This is a genomic window from Piscinibacter lacus (assembly GCF_016735685.1).
Lineage (GTDB): Bacteria > Pseudomonadota > Gammaproteobacteria > Burkholderiales > Burkholderiaceae_C > Aquariibacter > Aquariibacter lacus.
The window spans coordinates 217793-237505 of record NZ_JAERRA010000002.1 but is presented as its reverse complement, the minus strand read 5'-3'; the positions used below and the strand labels follow the sequence as shown (position 1 = coordinate 237505).

Sequence of the window (19713 nt, the reverse complement as noted above, 5' to 3'; positions counted from 1 at the left end):
ACCATGCGACGCACTTTCCGGAAGCGGAAAACCTAAGATTGTAGCTCGGGCAAGGAGCCCGTCCGGAAGGGCCGGCGCCCTGCGTCGCGCGGCCTCAGCCGCCGCGGCGCATCATGTCGAAGAAGTCCAGGTTGGTCTTCGTCGACTTCATCTTGTCGAGGATGAACTCCATCGCCTCGATCTCGTCCATGGGATAGAGCAGTTTCCGCAGGATCCAGGTCTTCTGCAGGATCTCGGGCTTGAGCAGCAGCTCCTCGCGGCGCGTGCCCGACTTGTTGATCAGGATCGAGGGGTAGACGCGCTTCTCGGCCATGCGGCGGTCCAGATGGATCTCGCAGTTGCCGGTGCCCTTGAATTCTTCGTAGATCACCTCGTCCATGCGCGAGCCGGTCTCGACCAGCGCGGTGCCGATGATGGTCAGCGAGCCGCCTTCCTCCACATTGCGCGCGGCGCCGAAGAAGCGCTTGGGGCGCTGCAGCGCATTGGCATCGACACCGCCCGTCAGCACCTTGCCCGAGCTGGGCAGCACATTGTTGTAGGCGCGGGCCAGGCGGGTGATGGAGTCGAGCAGGATGACCACATCCTTCTTCAGCTCGACCAGGCGCTTGGCGCGCTCGATCACCATCTCGGCCACCTGCACATGGCGGGCGGCGGGCTCGTCGAAGGTCGAGCTGATGACCTCGCCACGCACGGTGCGCAGCATCTCGGTCACTTCCTCGGGCCGCTCGTCGACCAGCAAGACGATCAGGTGCACCTCGGGGTGGTTGGCCACGATCGCATGCGCCAGCTGCTGCATCATGACCGTCTTGCCGGTCTTGGGCTGGGCCACCAGCAGGGCCCGCTGGCCTTTGCCGATGGGCGCGATCAGGTCGATGATGCGGCTGGTGATGTTCTCTTCAGACTTGATGTCACGCTCGAGCTTGAACGCCTCTTTCGGGAACAGCGGCGTCAGGTTCTCGAACATGATCTTCTGCTTGTTCTCCTCGGGCGTGATGCCGTTCACCCGGTCGACCTTGACCAGGGCGAAGTAGCGCTCACCGTCCTTGGGCACCCGCACCTCGCCCTCGATCATGTCGCCGGTGTGCAGGTTGAAGCGCCGCACCTGGCTGGGCGAGAGGTAGATGTCGTCGGTGCTGGCCAGGAAGCTGGTGTCCGGCGAGCGCAGGAAGCCGAAGCCATCCGGCAGCACCTCCAGCACGCCGTCGCCGAAGACCTGCTCGCCGGCCTTGGCACGCTTCTTCATGATCGCGAACATCAGCTCCTGCTTGCGCAGGCGGCTGCTGTTCTCAATCTCCAGCTCTTCCGCCATGCGGACCAGCTCGGAGATGTGCTTGAGTTTGAGTTCGGACAGATGCATGGGGGAGCACCCTCGCGGTGCAGGGCGGCAAGGAGCCGCCGGAAACCGGATCACCCGGCGGGTGTCGGCTTGCGGAGAAAACCCGCGGCCTGACCATGCAGTCCGGCGGGCTCAGCTCGATGGGGAGATTCGGGGGGCGAAGCCCGGACGCTGATGCGGCCCGGGTGCCTGTTCGGCATCGGATGGGGGCTGCCGGGAAGCAGCCGGACCCATCCGATGTGTCTTGATTATAGGTGGCCGTCGACGAAGCCGACGAGCTGGGACTTGGGCATTGCCCCGACCTTGGTCGCGGCAAGCTGGCCGTTCTTGAACAGCATGACCGTGGGGATGCCGCGGATGCCGAACTTGGCCGGCACGGTGCGGTTCTCGTCGACGTTCATCTTGGCGATGGTCAGGCGGCCCGCGTAGTCGCCCGCCAGCTCGTCGAGGATGGGCGCGATCGCGCGGCAGGGGCCGCACCATTCGGCCCAGAAGTCCACCAGGACCGGGGTCGAGGATTGCAGCACATCGCTGTCGAACGATGCATCGGACACGTGCTTGATCAGGTCGCTGGCCATGAAGGTCGTCCTTTCGGACCGTTGGAAAACGGAGGCCACGCAGGTCGCGGCATGCGGCTGCGGGCCGTAAATTTTGACACAAGGGTTCCGCCGGCCCGGGCGGGCGGGCTGCGGGGCCGTGCGAGCCGCCAAACAGCCGGGGCGGGCGGCTTCGCCTGCCTCAGGGATGCAGCTCGGCCAGCAGGCCTTCGACCGCCTGCCGGCCCGAGCGCACCGCGGCTTCGAGCGTCGCGGGGTAGGGGCCCGCCACATGGTCGCCCGCTGCCCACAGGCCTTGCAGGATGCGTGCCCCGGGCCGTTCCAGCCCGGCCGTGGCGGCGAAGGTCGCGCGCTTCTCGGCCAGCACGCGCAGCACGCGCCGCGGCCGTGCCGGGTCGGCGGGCGGCAGCAGCGGGCCGGCCTGGGCGGCGAGCTGGTCGAGCACGGCCTGGCCGCAGCGCGGCAGGCCGCCCGGCAGCCAGGACTCGGCCGCGCTGACGACGACGGCCCACAGGCCGCTTGCGCCCGGAGCCTGCACCGGGTCGCGCAAGCGGCCCAGGTCGAAGATCCACTGCCCGGGCTGGCTGGGGCTGTCGCGCAGCATCAGCAAGGGCTCGCCCAGGCGCTCGCCCTCGGTCGCGACCAGCACGGTGACGATGGCCCGGTGCTGCAGCGCGGCGGCCTGCGCCGCCCAGTCCGGTCGCAGCGGCGCGATCAAGCGTGCGGCCTCGCCCGGCGGGCAGGCCAGCACCACCGCATCGGCCCCATGCCGCTGGCGCAGGCCCTGCGCCCCCTGGACTTCGAGCTGCCAGGTGCCGTCGGGCTGCGGATGCAGGGCCTGCACCCGTTGGCCCAGGCTCAGCGTCTGAGCCTGGGCGGCCAGCCAGGCGGCTGCTGGATCGGGCAGCAGGGCGCCCAGGTCCTCGCGCGGCAGCAGCAGGTCGCTGCTGCCGGCCGGGCCGAAGAGCGCGTCCTTCAGCACGCGCAGAAAGATCTGCGCGCTGGCCTCGTCCGGCGCGGTGTTCAGGGCGGCGATGCACAGCGGATCGATCAAGCCCTGCCGCAGGCTGGCCGGTAGGCCGCGGACGAGTTCGGCCACGCTGCAATCGCGCTTCAGCATGAAGCCCCGCAGCGCCCAGCCAGCGCTGGCGCGCAGCAGGGCCAGGCGGTCGCGCCAGGACCAGCCGCGCGCGCCCAGCACGCCGCGCAGCAGGGCCAGCCGGCCGCCACCGGGCGGCAGCGCCAGGCCGTGGCCCTGGGGGTCGAGTGCGCGCAGCGGCAGGCGCAGCAGGGCGCGCTGGACGTCCACTCCCAGCTCGGCCATCAGCCCCAGGGTCTCGCTGTAGGCGCCGATCAGCAGGTGCTGGCCGTTGTCCAGGGCCAGGCGGCCCGGCGCGGCGCCGGCAACCGTGTCGGGCAGGCGGCGGGCCCGGCCGCCGGCCTGGCCGGCCATCTCGAAGATCTGCACCGAGCCGCCCGCCTGGCGCGCCTGCACCGCCGCGGCCAGCCCGGCCCAGCCGGCGCCGATGACCGCCAGGTGGCGCATCGCGCTCAGCGCGTCTGGCGGTGGGTCCGCCAGGCGATCCACAGCTTGCGCAGCGGGGTCAGCGCGATGCGCTGATGCAGCACCTGGAAGCCGCCGCGCTCGATCTCGCCGAGCAAGCGGCGGTAGATCGCCGCCATCATCAGGCCGGGCCGCTGGGCATGGCGCTCCCCGGCGGGCAGCAGGGCCAGGGCCTCGTCGTAGCAGGCCTGGGCGCGGGCGGCCTGGAAGCGCATCAGGGCCTGGAAGCGCTCGCTGTAGCCCCAGGGCGCCTCGCGCTTGAGCAGTTCATGCGCCTTCACCTCGAAGCGCTGCAGCTCGTTGACGGGCAGGTAGATGCGTCCGCGCCGCGCGTCCTCGCCGACATCGCGCAGGATGTTGGTCAGTTGCAGGGCCCGGCCCAGGCGGTGCGCATAGGCGCGGGTGGCCTCGCCCAGCGGCTGGCCGTCGATGCAGCCGAAGATGCTGGCCGAGACCTCGCCGACCACGCCGGCCACCAGGTGGCAGTACTGGAACAGCCCGGCCTCGTCGAGCACGCGGTTCTGGCGCAGGTCCATCTCGCAGCCGTCGATGATCAGCGCGAGCTGATCGGCCCGGATGTTGAACGCCGCTGCATGCGGCATCAGCGCCTTCAGCACCGGGTGCTGCGGCTGGCCGGCGTAGGCGCGCGCCAGCTCTTGCCGCCACCAGGCCAGCTTGGTCGCGGCCAGGCCCGGGTCGGCCACTTCATCGACGACGTCGTCCACCTCGCGGCAGAAGGCGTAGAAGGCCGTGATCGCCGCCCGCCGGGCCGGGGGCAGGAAGAGAAAGGCGTAGTAGAAGCTCGAGCCGCTGCGCGCGGCCTTGTCCTGCACGTACTGTTCGGGCGTCATGAGGGGCCGGGACGGAGGGCGGACGGGGGCGGTCCGGGGCGGCGCGGATTCTCCCATCGCGCCCCGTCGGCCTTCAGCGCATCGTCAGCACGCGGCCGACGAGCCGCAGCCTGTCCCGCCGCCGCAGCACCGGGCGCTGGCGCAGCGCGTCGTGGCCCTGCGCAGCCAGGCGGTCGAGCACCATCAGCCCGCCCTGCACGACGGCCCGCATCTCCCAGGCGAAGCGGCCCGGCAGGCGGCGCGGCAGGCCGGCGCCCTGCAGCATCAGGCTGCGGGCCCAGGCGGCCAGCTCGGCCACCAGGCGCGGCAGACCGGGTGGCGCCTGGCCGGCAAGCAGGCCGGCCGGGTCCAGGCCGTGTGCGGCGCAGTCGGCCAGCGGCAGGTAGAGCCGGCCGCGCGGCAGATCCACCCGCAGGTCCTGCCAGAAGTTGATGAGCTGCAAGGCGGTGCAGATCGCATCGGATTCGGCGCAGGCCTGCGGGTCGTCGCCCCGGCCGACCAGATGCAGCAGCAGGCGCCCGACCGGGTTGGCCGAATTCGCGCAATAGGCCAGCAGGGCCGCGCGGTCGGGATGGGGCGCGCCGTGCACATCCTGCTCGAAGGCGTCGAGCAGGGCCTCCAGCCAGGGCTGCGGCAGGCCGTGCTGCGCGATCGCAGCGGCCAGCGGGCCGAAGACAGCAGCCCATGGGCCATCCGCAGCCACCCGGCCCTGCATCGCCAGCCGAAGGGCCTGGCGGTAGGCGGCCAGGTCGGCCAGCCGTTCGGCGGCCGGTGCCGTGCCCTCGTCGGCCAGGTCGTCGGCCGTGCGGGCGTAGTGGTAGATCGCCCGCACCGTCGGCCGCAGCGCGGGCGGGCACAGCCAGGACGCGACGGGGAAGTTCTCGGGGTGCTCGACCGCGGGAGCCCGCGACGAGAGGGCGGGGGGCGCAGGGGCATCGGGCGGCATGGCCAGCGATTCTGACCGGCCCGCGAAACGGGCTTGGCGCCCAGCCGCGGACGGCTTCGGAGCCGAGGCTAGAATCCGCCCCCGGTCAGAACCGCCGTGCGCAGCAGCCTCGAGGCGGTCGGAAATCCCGGCAACGCCCCAGCGTGTGCCCGAGGCTTCCGACCGGCGACACAAGGCGGTGACCGCTGGGCCACCCCTGGCCCCGCGCGCGGGTGGCGAAATTGGTAGACGCACCAGGTTTAGGTCCTGACGCCTGCAAGGGTGTGCGGGTTCGAGTCCCGCCCCGCGCACCACCACCGCAAATCAACACTACAGAGCAAGAGAACATGGCCGTCACCGTGGAGACCCTCGACAAGCTGGAACGGCGCATCACGCTGTCGCTGTCGGCGCAGGACATCAGCACCGAGGTGGAGCAGCGTCTCAAGCGCATGGCCCGCACCGTCAAGGCCGACGGCTTCCGCCCCGGCAAGGTGCCGATGTCGGTGGTTGCGCAGCGCTACGGCATGTCCGTGCAGTACGAAGTCGTCAACGACAAGGTCGGCGAGGCCTTCGCCCGGGCGGCCAGCGAAGCCCAGCTCCGCGTGGCCGGTGCGCCGCGCATCAGCGAGAAGGAAGGCGAGGCGCCGGAAGGCCAGATCGTTTTCGACGCGGTCTTCGAGGTCTATCCGGAAGTCCAGATCGAGGACCTGAGCACGGTGCAAGTGAGCCGCGCCAGCAGCGAGATCGACGAGGCCGCGATCGATCGCACCGTCGAGATCCTGCGCAAGCAGCGCCGCAGCTTTGACGAGCGCGCCGAGGGCGAGGTGGCCGTCGACGACGACCGCGTGACCATCGACTTCGAGGGCAAGGTCGACGGCGTGGGCTTCCCGGGCGGCAGTGCCGAAGGCTTCCAGTTCCTGCTGGGCGAAGGCCGCATGCTGCCGAGCTTCGAGGATGCCGTGCGCGGCATGAAGGTCGGCGAGAGCAAGACCTTCCCGCTGACCTTCCCCGAGGACTACCACGGCAAGGACGTGGCCGGCAAGGAAGCCGACTTCCTCGTGACCGTCAAGAAGATCGAGGCCCAGCAACTGCCGGAGATCACCGAGGACTTCGTGAAGTCGCTCGGCGTGGCCGATGGCAGCATCGATTCGCTGCGCGGCGACATCCGCAAGAACCTGGAGCGCGAGATCAAGGCCCGCCTGGCCAGCCGCAACAAGTCGGCGGCCTTCGAGGCCCTGCTGAGCGCGTCGAGCTTCGACCTGCCGCAGGCCCTGGTGGCCAATGAGATCGAGCGCATGACCCAGGCCGCGCTGGCGGACCTGAAGGAACGCGGCGTGAAGGATGCGGCCAAGGCCGGCATCCCGGCCGAGGTCTTCCAGCCGCAGGCCGAGCGTCGCGTGCGCCTGGGCCTGATGGTGGCCGAGCTGGTCAAGCGCAACAACCTGCAGGCCACGCCGGACCAAATTCGCAGCCACATCGAAGAGATCGCCCAGAGCTACGAGCGGCCCGAGGAAGTGATCCGCTGGTACATGAGCGACCGCGGCCGCATGGCCGAGGTCGAGGCCTTGGTCATCGAGAACAATGTCCTGAGCCATCTGCATGCGCAGGCCAAGGTCAGCGATGAGGCCGTGCCCTTCGAAGCCCTGATGCAGCAACCGGCCTGAGGCCGCGGTGCTGGGCCCTCGGGCCCGCATCCCCAAGCAGGGGCGCGTGCCGCAAGGCCGCGCCCCTTGTCGTTGCGGCCCAGGCCCAGGGGCCGGCGGGCTTCCGGGGCCGGCCCATAATGCCCCAACATCTTTTCCGCAGGAGTGCCATGAGCGCGCTGGACACGCAGAACCTGGGCATGGTGCCCATCGTCATCGAGCAATCGGGCCGCGGCGAGCGGGCCTACGACATCTACTCGCGCCTGCTGCGCGAACGGGTGGTCTTCTTGGTCGGTCCGGTCAACGACCAGACGGCCAACCTCGTCGTCGCGCAACTGCTCTTCTTGGAGAGCGAGAACCCCGACAAGGACATCTCGCTCTACATCAACTCGCCGGGCGGCAGCGTCAGCGCGGGCCTGTCGATCTTCGACACGATGAACTTCATCAAGCCCGATGTCTCGACGCTGTGCATGGGCATGGCCGCCAGCATGGGCGCCTTCCTGCTGTCCGCCGGCGCCAAGGGCAAGCGCTTCGCGCTGCCGAACTCGCGCGTGATGATCCACCAGCCGCTCGGCGGCGCGCAGGGCCAGGCCACCGACATCCAGATCCAGGCGCGCGAGATCCTGCGCCTCAAGGAGAAGCTCAACGAGATCCTCGCCGAGCGCACGGGCCAGACCTACGACAAGATCGTCGCCGACACCGAGCGCGACTACTTCATGTCCGCCGCCGAGGCCAAGGACTACGGCCTGATCGACCAGGTCATCGCCCAGCGCGGCGGCTGAGCACGCCGGATTTCGCGCCGGCCGCGAAGCCCGGAAGCGGCCTGAGGAAGGGTCTTTTCCGCGAGGAAGGGCCCTTTTTTCTTTGGCTTATCATCGTCCCGACAAGATCGTCAAGCGGAAAGCGCAGCACTCCATGGCCGACAAGAAAGGCTCCACCGGCGAGAAGGTTCTCTACTGCTCCTTTTGCGGCAAAAGCCAGCATGAGGTGAAGAAGCTGATTGCCGGTCCCTCGGTCTTCATCTGCGACGAGTGCATCGACCTCTGTAACGACATCATCCGCGACGAGGCCCCGGCCGACGCCACGGAAGAGAAGTCCGCGAAGAGCGACCTGCCCGTGCCCAGCGAGATCAAGGCCAGCCTCGACCAGTACGTGATCGGCCAGGACCCGGCCAAGCGCACGCTGGCCGTCGCGGTCTACAACCACTACAAGCGCCTCAAGCACATGCAGGGCGCGGGCAAGAAGGAGGAGGTCGAGCTCGCCAAGAGCAACATCCTGCTGATCGGCCCGACCGGCTCGGGCAAGACGCTGCTGGCGCAGACGCTGGCCCGGCTGATCAATGTGCCCTTCGTGATCGCCGATGCAACGACGCTGACCGAGGCCGGCTATGTCGGCGAGGACGTCGAGAACATCATCCAGAAGCTGCTGCAGAACTGCAATTACGACGTCGAGCGGGCGCAGCGCGGCATCGTCTACATCGACGAGATCGACAAGATCTCGCGCAAGGCCGACAACCCCTCGATCACCCGCGACGTTTCGGGCGAAGGCGTGCAGCAGGCCCTGCTAAAGCTGGTCGAAGGCACGATGGCCAGCGTGCCGCCGCAGGGCGGCCGCAAGCATCCGAACCAGGACTTCCTGCAGATCGACACGACCAACATCCTGTTCATCTGCGGTGGCGCCTTCGACGGGCTGGAGAAGGTCATCGCCAATCGCTCGGAGAAGTCCGGCATCGGCTTCGGCGCGACGGTCAAGAGCAAGTCCGAGCGCAAGCTCACCGAGGTCTTCCGCGAGGTCGAGCCCGAGGACCTGATCAAGTTCGGCCTGATCCCCGAGCTGGTCGGCCGCCTGCCGGTGGTCGCCACCCTGGGCGAGCTGACCGAGGATGCCCTGATCCAGATCCTGACCGAGCCGAAGAACGCCCTGCTCAAGCAGTACCAGCGCCTGTTCGCGATGGACGGCGTCGAGCTGGAGATCCGCCCCAGCGCGCTCAGCGCGATCGCGCGCAAGGCCCTGGCCCGCAAGACCGGCGCCCGCGGCCTGCGATCCATCGTCGAGCAGGTGCTGATGGACACGATGTACGAACTGCCGGCGCTTGAGGGCGTCAGCAAGGTCGTCATCGACGAACCGACGGTCGAAGATCAGGCCAAGCCGCTGCTGGTCTATCACGAACAGGTCAAGGCCAGCGCCTGAGACCGCGGGGCAGGGAACGATGAGCCTGCCCGCATCTCAGCGCATGAGCCACCCCGAAATGTCGACCCGCCTGCCCGCATGTCGCAGGCGAAACAGGTCTCCCGCCCCCGTGCGGGCCTTGTGATTTCCCGCTCCGGCCGCAACTGAGCAGCCTGAGCACGAAAGGCCTTCCATGTCCGGTCAACCCATCCTCCCGCCCGACGCGATCACGCTGCCCTTGCTGCCGCTGCGCGATGTGGTGGTCTTCCCCCACATGGTCATTCCGCTCTTCGTCGGACGGCCGAAGTCGATCAAGGCCCTCGAGGCCGCGATGGAGGCCGGCCGGCAGATCATGCTGGTGGCCCAGAAGGCCGCCGGCAAGGACGAGCCCAAGGCCGACGACATGTTCGATGTCGGCTGCGTCTCCAGCATCCTGCAGATGCTCAAGCTGCCCGACGGCACGGTGAAGGTGCTCGTCGAGGGCGCGCAGCGCGCGAACACGCTGAAGATCGAGGACAACGGCGAGCATTTCATCGCCCAGGTCGCGCCGGTGCCGCCGGATGTCGCGACCTCGCCCGAGGTCGAGGCCCTGCGCCGCGCCGTCACGCAGCAGTTCGACCAGTACGTCAAGCTCAACAAGAAGATCCCGCCCGAGATCCTCAGCTCGATCGCAGGCATCGATGACGCCGGCCGCCTGGCCGACACCATCGCCGCCCACCTGCCGCTGAAGCTGGAGAACAAGCAGGCCGTGCTCGATCTGCTGAGCGTCTCCGCGCGCCTGGAGAAGCTGCTCGAACTGCTGGAGCATGAGGTCGACATCCTGCAGGTCGAGAAGCGCATTCGCGGCCGCGTGAAGCGGCAGATGGAGAAGAGCCAGCGCGAGTACTACCTCAACGAGCAGGTCAAGGCCATCCAGAAGGAACTGGGCGAGGGCGAGGAAGGCGCGGATCTCGAGGAGCTCGAGAAGAAGATCATCGCCGCGCGCATGCCCAAGGACGCGCGAAAGAAGGCCGAGACCGAGCTGAAGAAGCTCAAGCTGATGTCACCGATGTCGGCCGAGGCCACGGTCGTGCGCAACTACATCGACACCCTGGTCAACCTGCCCTGGGCCAAGAAGACCAAGATCAAGCACGATCTGGCCCTGGCCGAGGACGTGCTGAACCAGGACCACTACGGCCTGGACAAGGTCAAGGACCGCATCCTCGAATACCTTGCGGTGCAGACCCGTGTCGACAAGGTCAAGGCGCCCATCCTCTGCCTGGTCGGCCCCCCGGGCGTCGGCAAGACCTCGCTGGGCCAGAGCGTGGCCCGCGCCACCGGCCGCAAGTTCATCCGCATGGCCCTGGGCGGCGTGCGCGACGAGGCCGAGATCCGTGGTCACCGCCGCACCTACATCGGCTCCATGCCGGGCAAGGTGCTGCAGAACCTCGGCAAGGTTGGCGTGCGCAATCCGCTCTTCCTGCTCGACGAGATCGACAAGCTCGGCATGGACTTCCGCGGCGACCCCTCGTCCGCGCTGCTGGAGGTGCTGGACCCCGAGCAGAACCACACCTTCGGCGACCACTACGTCGAGGTCGATTTCGACCTCTCCGACGTGATGTTCGTCGCCACCTCGAACAGCCTGAACATTCCGCCGGCCCTGCTGGACCGCATGGAGGTCATCCGCCTGTCGGGCTACACCGAGGACGAGAAGCTCAACATCGCGCAGAAGTACCTGCTGCCCAAGCAGTTCAAGAACAACGGACTGAAGGACGAGGAACTGCTCGTCACTGAAGGTGCGCTGCGCGACGTGGTGCGCTACTACACCCGGGAAGCCGGCGTGCGCTCGCTCGAACGCGAGATCGGCAAGATCTGCCGCAAGGTCGTCAAGGCTCTTTCGCTGAAGTCGGTCGCGCCCCAGGTGCGGGTCGACGAGGCGGCCTTGTCGGACTACCTGGGCGTGCGCAAGTACGACTTCGGCCGGGCCGAGAAGCAGAACCAGGTCGGTCAGGTCGTCGGCCTGGCCTGGACCGAGGTGGGCGGCGACCTGCTGACCATCGAGGCCGCCGTCATGCCGGGCAAGGGCAACATCCTGCGCACCGGTTCGCTCGGCGATGTGATGAAGGAATCGGTCGAAGCGGCGCGCACGGTCATCCGTTCGCGGGCCCGTCGCCTCGGCATCAAGGACGAGCTTTTCGAGAAGCGCGACATCCACATCCACGTGCCCGATGGCGCGACGCCCAAGGACGGTCCCAGCGCCGGCGCCGCGATGGCCACGGCCTTTGTCTCGGCACTGACAGGCATTCCGGTGCGGGCCGATGTGGCGATGACGGGCGAGATCACGCTGCGCGGCGAGATCACGGCCATCGGCGGCCTCAAGGAGAAGCTGCTCGCGGCCCACCGCGGCGGCATCCGGACCGTCATGATCCCGGAAGAGAACGTCAAGGACCTGGCCGATATCCCCGAGAACGTGAAGGGCCACCTTGAGATCGTGCCGGTGCGCTGGATCGACCGCGTGCTGGAAGTCGCGCTTGAGCGCCTGCCCGAAGTACTGCCCGAGGAGGAGGTCAAGCCGGCCGCCCCCGTTCAGCCTGCCGCGGTGGAGGCTGCCCCGGCCGCCGCAAGCTCGACCGACGTCACCAAGCATTGATCCGCCCGGGGGCGGCCCTTGGGCCCGCCCTCTCGTGTCGCCTGGCCGCGACAACTGCCGTTGGATCACGGTACTTGCGCAAAGCGGTCTGACTCGCCTACACTGCGAGGCTCGCAACGACGCAATCGATGCGAGCGACAGATGACAAACAGCGTGGCAGCCAAAAGCAGCCGAAGCGATTTGAAGTCTTCGTCCAAGCGGGAATAGCTCAGTTGGTAGAGCGCAACCTTGCCAAGGTTGAGGTCGCGAGTTCGAGTCTCGTTTCCCGCTCCAAATTCCGAAAAAGGGAAGCCCATGACAACATCGGCTTCCCTTTTTTCTCGGGGCCTTCGGTTCCCGAACGATCCACGGCGCGGTAGCAAAGCGGTTATGCAGCGGATTGCAAATCCGTCCAGGGCGGTTCGACTCCGCCCCGCGCCTCCAAGACAGCAGGGACTCAGCAGCGAAAGCGACTGAGTCCTTCGTCGTTTCTGGCCGCGCTGTTGGCAAGTCGGCATGTTGCCGAGGTCTACGCGCACGGGAGTGCACGCCGACAGCCCTCGCAGCAAGGTCAAGGGCTCCAGGCTCCGGGCGATCTCGTCGCGCGTCGCTCAGCCGCAGCACGTCGGAGGCTTGCGGTCGGCGTGTCCGGCAGCAGCCACCCGAACCGATGCAAGCTCACCCTGCCAGCCCCTCCCCGGACGGGTGATGCATCAAGCAGCCCCCCCGGCCCGACCCGCCCGCCCCCAAGCTTCACCCCTTGTTCACCCCCAGTTCACGCCCCGGCGTCCCTGGCCTTCACCCCCGGGCTCGACAGTCTCTTCACCGCAGCACGTCGCTGCGGACCCACCGAAAGAATGTCATGTCCACCCCGTCGATCCGCCGCTTCGCCCTCTCCGCCGCCTGCATCGTGGCCCTGGCGGGCCAGGCCGCGGTCGCCGCACCGCCGGCCGTCTCCGGCAAGCCCGGCCCCCAGCCCGGCGGTGGCTACCTGCACGCCGATGGCTTCCTGAGCAAGGGCGACATGCTCATCTACGTCGGTACGCCCCGCGCCGCCGAAGCCCCGGCCCAAGCCGCCGCCACCCCGGCCCCGCAGCCCGCGTCGGCCCAGGCGGACCGCATCGCGGTGAGTGAGCGCAGCAAGGCTTCGGCTTCCAACAGCAAGGGCCTCAAGCTCGGCCCGCAGCCGGGTGGCGGCTACCTGCATGCCGACGGCTTCCTGAGCAAGGGCGACATGCTGATCTACGTCGGCGTGCCCAGCGAAGCCCGCCAAGCCCCGGCGCAGTTCGCCGGTGAGGGTGCGCAAGGCCAGGGGCCCTCGGCCACGCAGACCCGCTGAATGCTCCGGGCCGGGGGAGTCGCTCCACCCCGGCCCGGTCCCCTCGTCCCCTGTGTCCCTCTCGGGAACTTCGCCCAGCCGTTGTGCTGGGCTTTTTTTCGTCAGCGAACGGCCCGAATGGGGGGCCACTCCGGACACCCGGCATCCGCCTCGCGTGCGCGGATCGTTCGCCGATGAGCTAGCGGCGGGCCTGTTCATGGGTGTCAGCCACCGACCTCACACGTCGCAAAAGGTCCGTGTCCAATTCCTCGTCCCGCTCCAGACCATGCTGGCGCAGAAAGCTGCGCACCGCCGCCCGCGTCCTCGGCCCCTCCAACCCATCGGGTGGCCCGGCTGAGTGCCCAAGCTGGTTCAGCAGCCGCTGAAGCTCATGCAGCTCGGCGCGGGCGAGGGCGCGTACTTCGGGGGGTTTGGGTGGATGGGCATCGATCCGCGCCGTCCAGGGGATGGCGGGTTCAGGGGCTGGTGGCGTGGGTGACCGCAAGAGCAGCCAAGCCCCCAGCACCAGGAACAGCAACACGCCCAACAGCACCCCACCGCTGCCTACAGCGGCAGCTTGCCGCCCCGGCTGCGGATCAGTGTTCGGCTTGGCCCCCAGCGACTTCCACGATCGGCTGTCCTGCCAGGACAGACCCGAGCCCGGTATGCCCACGGTGCGACGCAGTCCGCGCCTGCCGATGTTGAGGTTCAACCCTGGCGGTCCGATGCCCAGGCTCAGCCCGGACTTGCTCACATTGACCCGCAGCAGCTTGCCGATGGGGAAGGACTTGTAGAAGCGAAAGCCCATGGTCGTGTGGCGGTGACGCGGTCGAGGAGGGAGCAGTTTGCCGGCTGGGTGGCCCACGGGGTGAGCCTGGCGACGGCTGGCACCCCGGGCCGTCCCAGGCGGATCAGGCCAGACCGATACGCCGAATCTCCAGCGCGAAAGGGCCCGCCTGCCGCTCGCCGATCAGCAGGCCGAGCTGGCGGATCCGGGCTGGGTCGATCGCTGTCGCCCCGGGCAGCTCGCGGCCGCGGAAGCTCGCGCGGAAGTCACGCAGCGGCAGGTACAGCGTCTGCCAGGTCGGGCCGGGTGTGAAGCTCATCTGATGCGGGATGCCGTCGAGGGCGTCTCCTGCCAACAGGCTGAGCTTGTAGCGCTTGCCCTCGCCACGCAGTTCGATGAAGCCGTGCTGCGCGCCAGCCAGGCCCCGCGCCGCGGGCTGGCTGCGCACCGAGGCGAAGCCACCGCCCTGGGCGAGCGACACGCTGCCCTCGAAGACGGCATGGCCGGCAGGGTCGTGCCGCATGCGGCTGAGCGAGAGACCGCCCATCACACGATCGTCAATCGCCTGCCACTCGCCGACGGCTGCAGGGGCGCGGAAGTCGAAGAGCAGCAGCGGGCTGGACGGGGGCACGTTCACAACGAATGACCGAACACGGCGGAGGGCGCAGTTTCGCCTGCGGTCGTTTGCAGGTGACCGCCCAGATGGTGCAGGTGCCGTTGTTCGGCGAGCTCGCTGGCCTTGTTGTCCGCGTGGCCCATCCTCCGCAGCTTGCGTTCACGGCCATGAACTGCTGGAGCTACCGATCGGGCCAGGGCTCGCGCTGGGCGACATCGGTCCGGTCCGGCCATGGCATGCGGCTTGATCGGGGTATGGACTGCGCGGCAAGGTCCTGCGGGTCACACACCCGTCCCGCTTCGCTCCTGTCGTTCAGGGGGCCCGGCGCATCCAGCGACAGAACCGACGAAGCCCCCTTGGGCTCGGCCGGAGGGAGCGCGGGGCCCCCCGGCAACGGGCGATCAGGTGCCGCCGCGCAATGCCCTCACCCCGCGACCCAGCTTGCGTCGCAACAGGGCGCGCAGGGTCATGCCGTCCGAGTACCCGATCTGCGTGGCGATCTGGTCAACGCTGTCTCGGCTGGTGCGCAAAAGATGCACGGCGCGCTCGACGCGCAGGTCCTGGAAGTAGGATAGCGGCGACTTGCCCAGCACGCCCCGCAGGCGCCGCGCCAGGGTACGTTCGCTGGCACCCACGGCGGCAGCGGCCTGGGCCAGTGAGAAACCGTGCACGAGCTGCTGCCGCGCCCAGACCTCGAAGCGCTCGACCAAGGGGTCGGCGTGGGCGAGGTGGTCGGGAATCACGAACTCGGCTTGCGAGCCCCGCGCCTCGACGAGCAGGTAGCGCGCGACCAGGGCCGCCAATGTCGGGCTGCCGCTGCGCACTATGCCCAGGGCCAAATCGAGGTGGGCCAGCGCGGCACCGGCTGTGGTGAAGCCCGCCGAGGTCACGAGCATGCGGGATTCGTCGAGTGCCACGCGTGGGTAGCGCTGGCGAAACATCGGCGCCAGCCACCATGAGGTTGTGGCGCGCTGACCGTCGAGCAGCGCGCTTTGCGCCAGAAGGAAGGTGCCCGTGCAGGCCGCACCCACTGCTGCGCCGGCGCTGGACCAATGCCGCAGCGTGCTGATCGCGTCGGCCACGTCCGCACCCGCCAAGCGCGCCGCGAGCGTGTCCGGCATGTTGGCGCCGAGCGCCGGGATGAGCACAGCGTCGGGCATGCCTGCGTCCTGCACCGCCACGACCGGCACGTTCAGACCTTGCGCCGTGTGTACGCGGCGCCGTACGCCGACCCGAGTGACCTCGAGGGGTGCGGGTGCCTGACCCAGCGACCCCGCCAGCTGCTGGGCGGTGCCCAGGGTGTCGCTGAGGGCTGCGAGGCCGAGATCGAACACGCCATCGAGAACCAGAAGATGGATTCTCATGGCGAGAATGATATCAATGTTGTCTTTCCTGCCACTCGCGCAGAGCGCCGTGCTGGCTTAATCTGCGTCCTTGCCAAAGCAGTCATGCGTGCCGCCAAGGCATTCGCCCACGAACCGGCGGCACTCGCTCGTCCGGGCCGAGGACCGACTCGTCCAGAAGGCGGACGCTGACCCAGGCTCGACCCGCGCAGCCCGGCCCGCCCCAGCCGAACGGATGGATTGGCTTCGCGACCCTGGCCTGCCGTCGGCGCCTCGGGGCCGGGCAGTTCACCCCCCTCGCTCTCTCAACCCCCCCAGGAACCTTCATGAAACTGATGGAATACGGCCTCAAGCCGGTCGACTTCAACCACCCTGCCGAAGTTGCGGACAAGCCCGATGCAGGCTGCTCGCGGCGCGGCTTCGTGGTGACGTCGCTCGCCTCGGGCTTTGCGGTCGCGTCCAACCCGGTGCTGGCTCAGGCCATCACCACCGACAGCAAGGGCCTTGTGGCCGGCGAAGTCAGCATCACCGTGACGGACGGCAAGATTCCGGCCTACCGTGCCATGCCGGCTGGATCAGGCACCTTCCCGGTGATGCTGGTGGTGCAGGAAATCTTCGGCGTGCATGAGCACATCAAGGACATGTGCCGCCGCTATGCGAAGCAGGGCTACTACGCGATCGCGCCCGAGCTGTTCGCACGCCACGGCGATGTGTCGACGATGACGGACATCCCGACCATCCTGTCGCAGGTGGTCTCCAAGGTGCCTGACGCGCAGGTCTGCGCGGACTTGGATGCGACCCTCGCATTTGCCCGCGCCAGTGGTCGCGTCGATGCCAGGCGCACCGGCTTGGTCGGCTATTGCTGGGGGGGGCGCACGGCCTGGGTCTATGCCCGCCACAACCGCAAGCTGAATGCCGCGGTGGCGTACTACGGCCTGCTCGAAGGCCTGAAGGCGCCGGAGCTTCGACCGCAGGACCCGATCGACTTCGCCGGCGAAATCAAGGTGCCGGTGCTGGGCCTGTACTCGGGCATCGACGCCTTTGTGAAGCAGGAAACCATCGCCAAGATGCGTGGCCTCATCAACCAGGGTGGCAGCGGCTCGGAGATCGTGGTCTTTCCGAATGTCGACCACGGCTTCAACGCCGACTACCGGCCCAGCTACGACAAGGCTGCGGCCACCTATGCGCAGAAACTAGCCAACGACTGGTTCAAGAAGCACCGCGTCTGAGACGCGGCCCGCCAGGACGCGCCCGGCCCGTCCTCGCCCCAAACGAAGAACGCCGGGCTTTGCCCGGCGTTCTTCATGGCTCATCCAGTGGATGCCCTTGGCTCAGCGGCCCGCGTTCGGGAAGAACAGCGGCTCGCCGCCGATCTTGTAGGAGGCGATCGTTGCCTGGCCCTCGGCCGAGACCACCCAGTCGGCGAAGGCTTGCGCGGCCGCCTGCTTGACGTGAGGGTGCTTGGCCGGGTTCACGACGATCACGCCGTAGGGGTTGAACAGGCGCTGGTCGCCCTCGACGAGCACAGTCAGGTCGCCGCGGTTCTTGAAGTTCAGCCAGGTGCCGCGGTCGGTCAGCGCGTAGGCAGCACTCGACGAGGCGATGTTCAGCGCCGGGCCCATGCCGCAGCCGCATTCGCGGTAGCCGGCCGGCTTGCTGGCGGCCACATCGATGCCAGCGAGCTTCCAGTAGCGCAGCTCGGCGGCGTGGGTACCGCTCTTGTCGCCGCGCGAGATGAAGGCGTCCTTGCCCGCAGCCAGCTTGCCGAGGGCCGCCGCCACGTCCTTGCCCTTGACCCCGGCCGGGTCGGTGCTCGGCCCGACGAGGACAAAGTCGTTGTACATCACGTCGCGCCGGCCCAGGCCCCAGCCCTGCTCGACGAACTTGTCCTCGGCAGCCCGGTCGTGCACGAAGACCAGGTCGGCATCGCCGCGCCGTGCCATGTCCAGCGCCTGGCCGGTGCCGAGAGCGACCACCTTGACCGTGATGCCCGTCTTGGCCGTGAAGACCGGCAGCAGGTGGGCGAAGAGGCCCGATTGCTCGGTCGAGGTGGTGGAGGCCATCACCAAGCTGATGGGTTCCGCCTGCAGCGGGGCGCTCAGGCCCAGGCCGGTGACGGCGGCAATCAGCAGGCTGCGGCGCAGTCGCGAAAACAGGGGGCTCAGGAAGGAAGGCGACATGGGCGAAAGCGGAGGAAGGAAGAACACTGCCTAGGCTACGAAGACACCGGGCAAAAGGCGATATGTCCTCGTCTTCCTAGCGCCGCGACCTGCCGGCCGGCCTCACTCCCGCAGCGCACAGCCTCCGGGCTGGATGGCCTTCTGGCCCTGGACCCGGTAGCTTCCCGCCTGCCAGCGGAATAGCGGCATGCAGCCGCCCGAGGTCGCGATGCCGATGTCGCGCCAGCCCTCGCTGCGGCCGGCCTGCGGCACCAGCTCGACGCCGGCCTGCCAGTCCGTCAGCGGCTGCCAGCTTCCCTCGCCCCGGTCGGCCAGCAGCCGCAGCGAGCCGCCGCGGTGCCCGGGCAGGCAGCGGCTGGCTTCCAGGAAGACCACGGCCTCGGCCGGCGCTGCGCCGCTGAGCTCATGCCACTCGATGTCGGGCTTCACCGGCGTGGCGCAATCGGGCAGATGCCAGCGGCCCTCGCGCTCTTCCAGCCCGGCGGCGCGCAGCACGGTCGATCGATCTGCCGGATTCGCCATCGCTCCACCCACCATCAGCCCCAGGGCGAGCAGGGCCAGGCGGTGGCGCATGCCCCGGCGGACGGCTGGGGGCTGGGCCGAAGGGCAGGTCGAGACGGTGGGTGCAGGACGGCAGATGGGTGGCATGGTGCGGCGGGCACAGGACGAACAAGGGAAGGGGCTGGGCGCGTCGGGCGTCTTGGTCGGCGTCGACTCGGCCCTCCGGCTGATCCCTTGACTCTACCCAGCCCCGCCCCGACCCGCCGGCCGGCTTCCGGCAAGCCCGAGCGGCCCGAAGCCCGCGCCCCGGCGCGCCTGCTCGGCGGCGCGCCCAGGCCACAAGCCCCCCGAGGAAGAGGTCGCCGCCGGCATCGCAGGCGGTGACACTCCGGGCCTGCCGCAGGCCGGGTTGCGCCGGTGCGTGACGCCTGGCGGCCCGAACCATGATCGCTTCCCTGATGCGCCGTCTCCCCTGGAACCTGGCCGCCGCCGGGCTGTTGCTGACCCTGAGCGCCTGCGGCGGCGGCGGCGGTGGGGGCGGCGACGACGGTCCGGCCTCCGCCACCAGCCTGCAAGGCGTCTACGACGTGCAGGAGAGCAATGTCTCGCAGGGCCTGGCCTTCGTGCTGGAAGACGGCCTGCTCTGGGCCCTGCTGATCGACGAATCGGGCGAGACGCCGCGCGTCGAGCTGCTGCAGGGCGGCCTGACCCTCGACGGCAGTGCCGTGGCCGGCCTGCCCAGCGAGGCCGATCAGGGCCTGCGCTACTTCGCCCCCGCGCCGGCCGGCCCCACCCGGGTCAGCGCCTTCACCGGCCTGCGGGTGGGCGGCGGCTTCAACGGCACGCTGTCGATCACTGCCTTGCGCGAGGACGCGTTGAGCTTCGTGCCCGTGCCCAACAGCGTCTTCCCCTACCGCACGGCCGCGACCGCCACGGCCATGGCCACCCGCTGGGATGCGGTGCTGACCACCGGCGAGAGCCTGCTCTTCACCGTCGCGGTCGATGGCAGCTTCGAGGTGGAAAGCCCCTCGGGTTGCGCGATCAGCGGCAGCTTGGTCCCGCGGGCCAATGGCCGCAATGTCTACAACGCCACCTTCAACTTCGGCCCGGTACCTTGCCAGACCCCGGGCCTGGTGGCGCGGGGCATCGCCGTCATCCAGACGGAAGACGGGCAGCGCCTGCTGCTGGGCGGCATGACCCGCGCCGAGCGCGACTTTGCCGTCGTGCTCAGCGGCTTCGAGTTCCCGCTGCCGCCGGCACTGCCCGCCTCCGCGGCCGCCGCGCGCTGAGCCCCGGCCGGCCCCTCGGCCGGAAC

Annotated in this window: 17 protein-coding genes and 3 tRNA genes; 10 read left to right on the top strand and 10 right to left on the bottom strand. The window is 69.0% G+C overall.

Annotated elements, in window-relative coordinates; genetic code table 11:
• Positions 1–94: 94 nt before the first annotated feature.
• The 5 genes from rho to hpnC form a co-directional block, all read right to left on the bottom strand.
• Positions 95–1357, bottom strand: coding sequence for a transcription termination factor Rho (rho, locus tag JI742_RS11395; RefSeq protein ID WP_182662752.1), 1263 nt, complete (start codon positions 1355–1357; stop codon positions 95–97).
• 227 nt (positions 1358–1584) lie between these two features.
• On the bottom strand, positions 1585–1914 hold the full coding sequence (gene trxA / locus JI742_RS11390) for a thioredoxin TrxA (protein WP_201826968.1): 330 nt from the start codon (positions 1912–1914) through the stop codon (positions 1585–1587).
• Between the two features lie 160 nt (positions 1915–2074).
• The gene (gene hpnE / locus JI742_RS11385) at positions 2075–3439 is read right to left on the bottom strand and encodes a hydroxysqualene dehydroxylase HpnE (RefSeq protein ID WP_201826966.1); all 1365 of its coding nucleotides are present in this window, start codon (positions 3437–3439) and stop codon (positions 2075–2077) included.
• 5 nt (positions 3440–3444) lie between these two features.
• Positions 3445–4308 carry a presqualene diphosphate synthase HpnD gene (gene hpnD, locus JI742_RS11380; RefSeq protein WP_201826963.1) on the bottom strand — a complete coding sequence of 288 codons (864 nt, stop codon included), beginning with the start codon at positions 4306–4308 and terminating at the stop codon, positions 3445–3447.
• A gap of 73 nt (positions 4309–4381) precedes the next feature.
• Positions 4382–5254 carry a squalene synthase HpnC gene (gene hpnC / locus JI742_RS11375; RefSeq protein WP_201826961.1) on the bottom strand — a complete coding sequence of 291 codons (873 nt, stop codon included), beginning with the start codon at positions 5252–5254 and terminating at the stop codon, positions 4382–4384.
• Positions 5255–5460: 206 nt separating this feature from the next.
• Between hpnC and JI742_RS11370 the strand changes: the two genes are divergently transcribed.
• From JI742_RS11370 to JI742_RS11335, 8 genes are all read left to right on the top strand, one after another.
• Positions 5461–5547, top strand: a tRNA-Leu gene (locus JI742_RS11370).
• 33 nt (positions 5548–5580) lie between these two features.
• Positions 5581–6897: a trigger factor gene (gene tig / locus JI742_RS11365; RefSeq protein WP_201826959.1), complete on the top strand. Its 1317-nt coding sequence runs from the start codon at positions 5581–5583 to the stop codon at positions 6895–6897.
• A 149-nt stretch (positions 6898–7046) separates the two neighbouring features.
• On the top strand, positions 7047–7658 hold the full coding sequence (gene clpP / locus JI742_RS11360; RefSeq protein ID WP_286184232.1) for an ATP-dependent Clp endopeptidase proteolytic subunit ClpP: 612 nt from the start codon (positions 7047–7049) through the stop codon (positions 7656–7658).
• A gap of 133 nt (positions 7659–7791) precedes the next feature.
• The gene (gene clpX / locus JI742_RS11355) at positions 7792–9066 is read left to right on the top strand and encodes an ATP-dependent Clp protease ATP-binding subunit ClpX (RefSeq protein WP_201826957.1); all 1275 of its coding nucleotides are present in this window, start codon (positions 7792–7794) and stop codon (positions 9064–9066) included.
• 172 nt (positions 9067–9238) lie between these two features.
• The gene (gene lon / locus JI742_RS11350) at positions 9239–11674 is read left to right on the top strand and encodes an endopeptidase La (RefSeq protein ID WP_201826955.1); all 2436 of its coding nucleotides are present in this window, start codon (positions 9239–9241) and stop codon (positions 11672–11674) included.
• Positions 11675–11871: 197 nt separating this feature from the next.
• Positions 11872–11947, top strand: a tRNA-Gly gene (locus JI742_RS11345).
• Between the two features lie 76 nt (positions 11948–12023).
• Positions 12024–12097 (top strand) — tRNA-Cys (locus JI742_RS11340).
• Positions 12098–12515: 418 nt separating this feature from the next.
• Positions 12516–12992, top strand: coding sequence for a hypothetical protein (locus JI742_RS11335; protein ID WP_201826952.1), 477 nt, complete (start codon positions 12516–12518; stop codon positions 12990–12992).
• Positions 12993–13170: 178 nt separating this feature from the next.
• On the opposite strand, the gene JI742_RS11330 is transcribed toward JI742_RS11335, so the two are convergent.
• The 3 genes from JI742_RS11330 to JI742_RS11320 form a co-directional block, all read right to left on the bottom strand.
• Complete coding sequence (locus JI742_RS11330) at positions 13171–13779, bottom strand: DUF4236 domain-containing protein (protein ID WP_201826950.1); 609 nt, start codon at positions 13777–13779, stop codon at positions 13171–13173.
• A gap of 103 nt (positions 13780–13882) precedes the next feature.
• The gene (locus JI742_RS11325; protein WP_201827910.1) at positions 13883–14389 is read right to left on the bottom strand and encodes a CIA30 family protein; all 507 of its coding nucleotides are present in this window, start codon (positions 14387–14389) and stop codon (positions 13883–13885) included.
• A gap of 386 nt (positions 14390–14775) precedes the next feature.
• Entirely contained in the window at positions 14776–15738 is a 963-nt protein-coding gene (locus tag JI742_RS11320; RefSeq protein ID WP_201826948.1) for a GlxA family transcriptional regulator, read from the bottom strand.
• Positions 15739–16043: 305 nt separating this feature from the next.
• Here JI742_RS11320 and JI742_RS11315 point away from each other — a divergent pair, with 305 nt between their 5' ends.
• Positions 16044–16946 carry a dienelactone hydrolase family protein gene (locus JI742_RS11315; RefSeq protein WP_350309671.1) on the top strand — a complete coding sequence of 301 codons (903 nt, stop codon included), beginning with the start codon at positions 16044–16046 and terminating at the stop codon, positions 16944–16946.
• Positions 16947–17048: 102 nt separating this feature from the next.
• On the opposite strand, the gene JI742_RS11310 is transcribed toward JI742_RS11315, so the two are convergent.
• Both JI742_RS11310 and JI742_RS11305 read right to left on the bottom strand, forming a co-directional pair.
• A complete protein-coding gene (locus JI742_RS11310) occupies positions 17049–17897 on the bottom strand; it encodes an ABC transporter substrate-binding protein (protein ID WP_201826945.1) in 849 nt (282 codons plus the stop codon).
• Positions 17898–17999: 102 nt separating this feature from the next.
• Positions 18000–18470 (bottom strand): hypothetical protein, encoded by a 471-nt coding sequence (locus JI742_RS11305; protein WP_201826943.1) that lies wholly within the window; start codon positions 18468–18470, stop codon positions 18000–18002.
• A gap of 386 nt (positions 18471–18856) precedes the next feature.
• Between JI742_RS11305 and JI742_RS11300 the strand changes: the two genes are divergently transcribed.
• On the top strand, positions 18857–19687 hold the full coding sequence (locus JI742_RS11300) for a hypothetical protein (protein WP_201826941.1): 831 nt from the start codon (positions 18857–18859) through the stop codon (positions 19685–19687).
• Positions 19688–19713 lie beyond the last annotated feature (26 nt).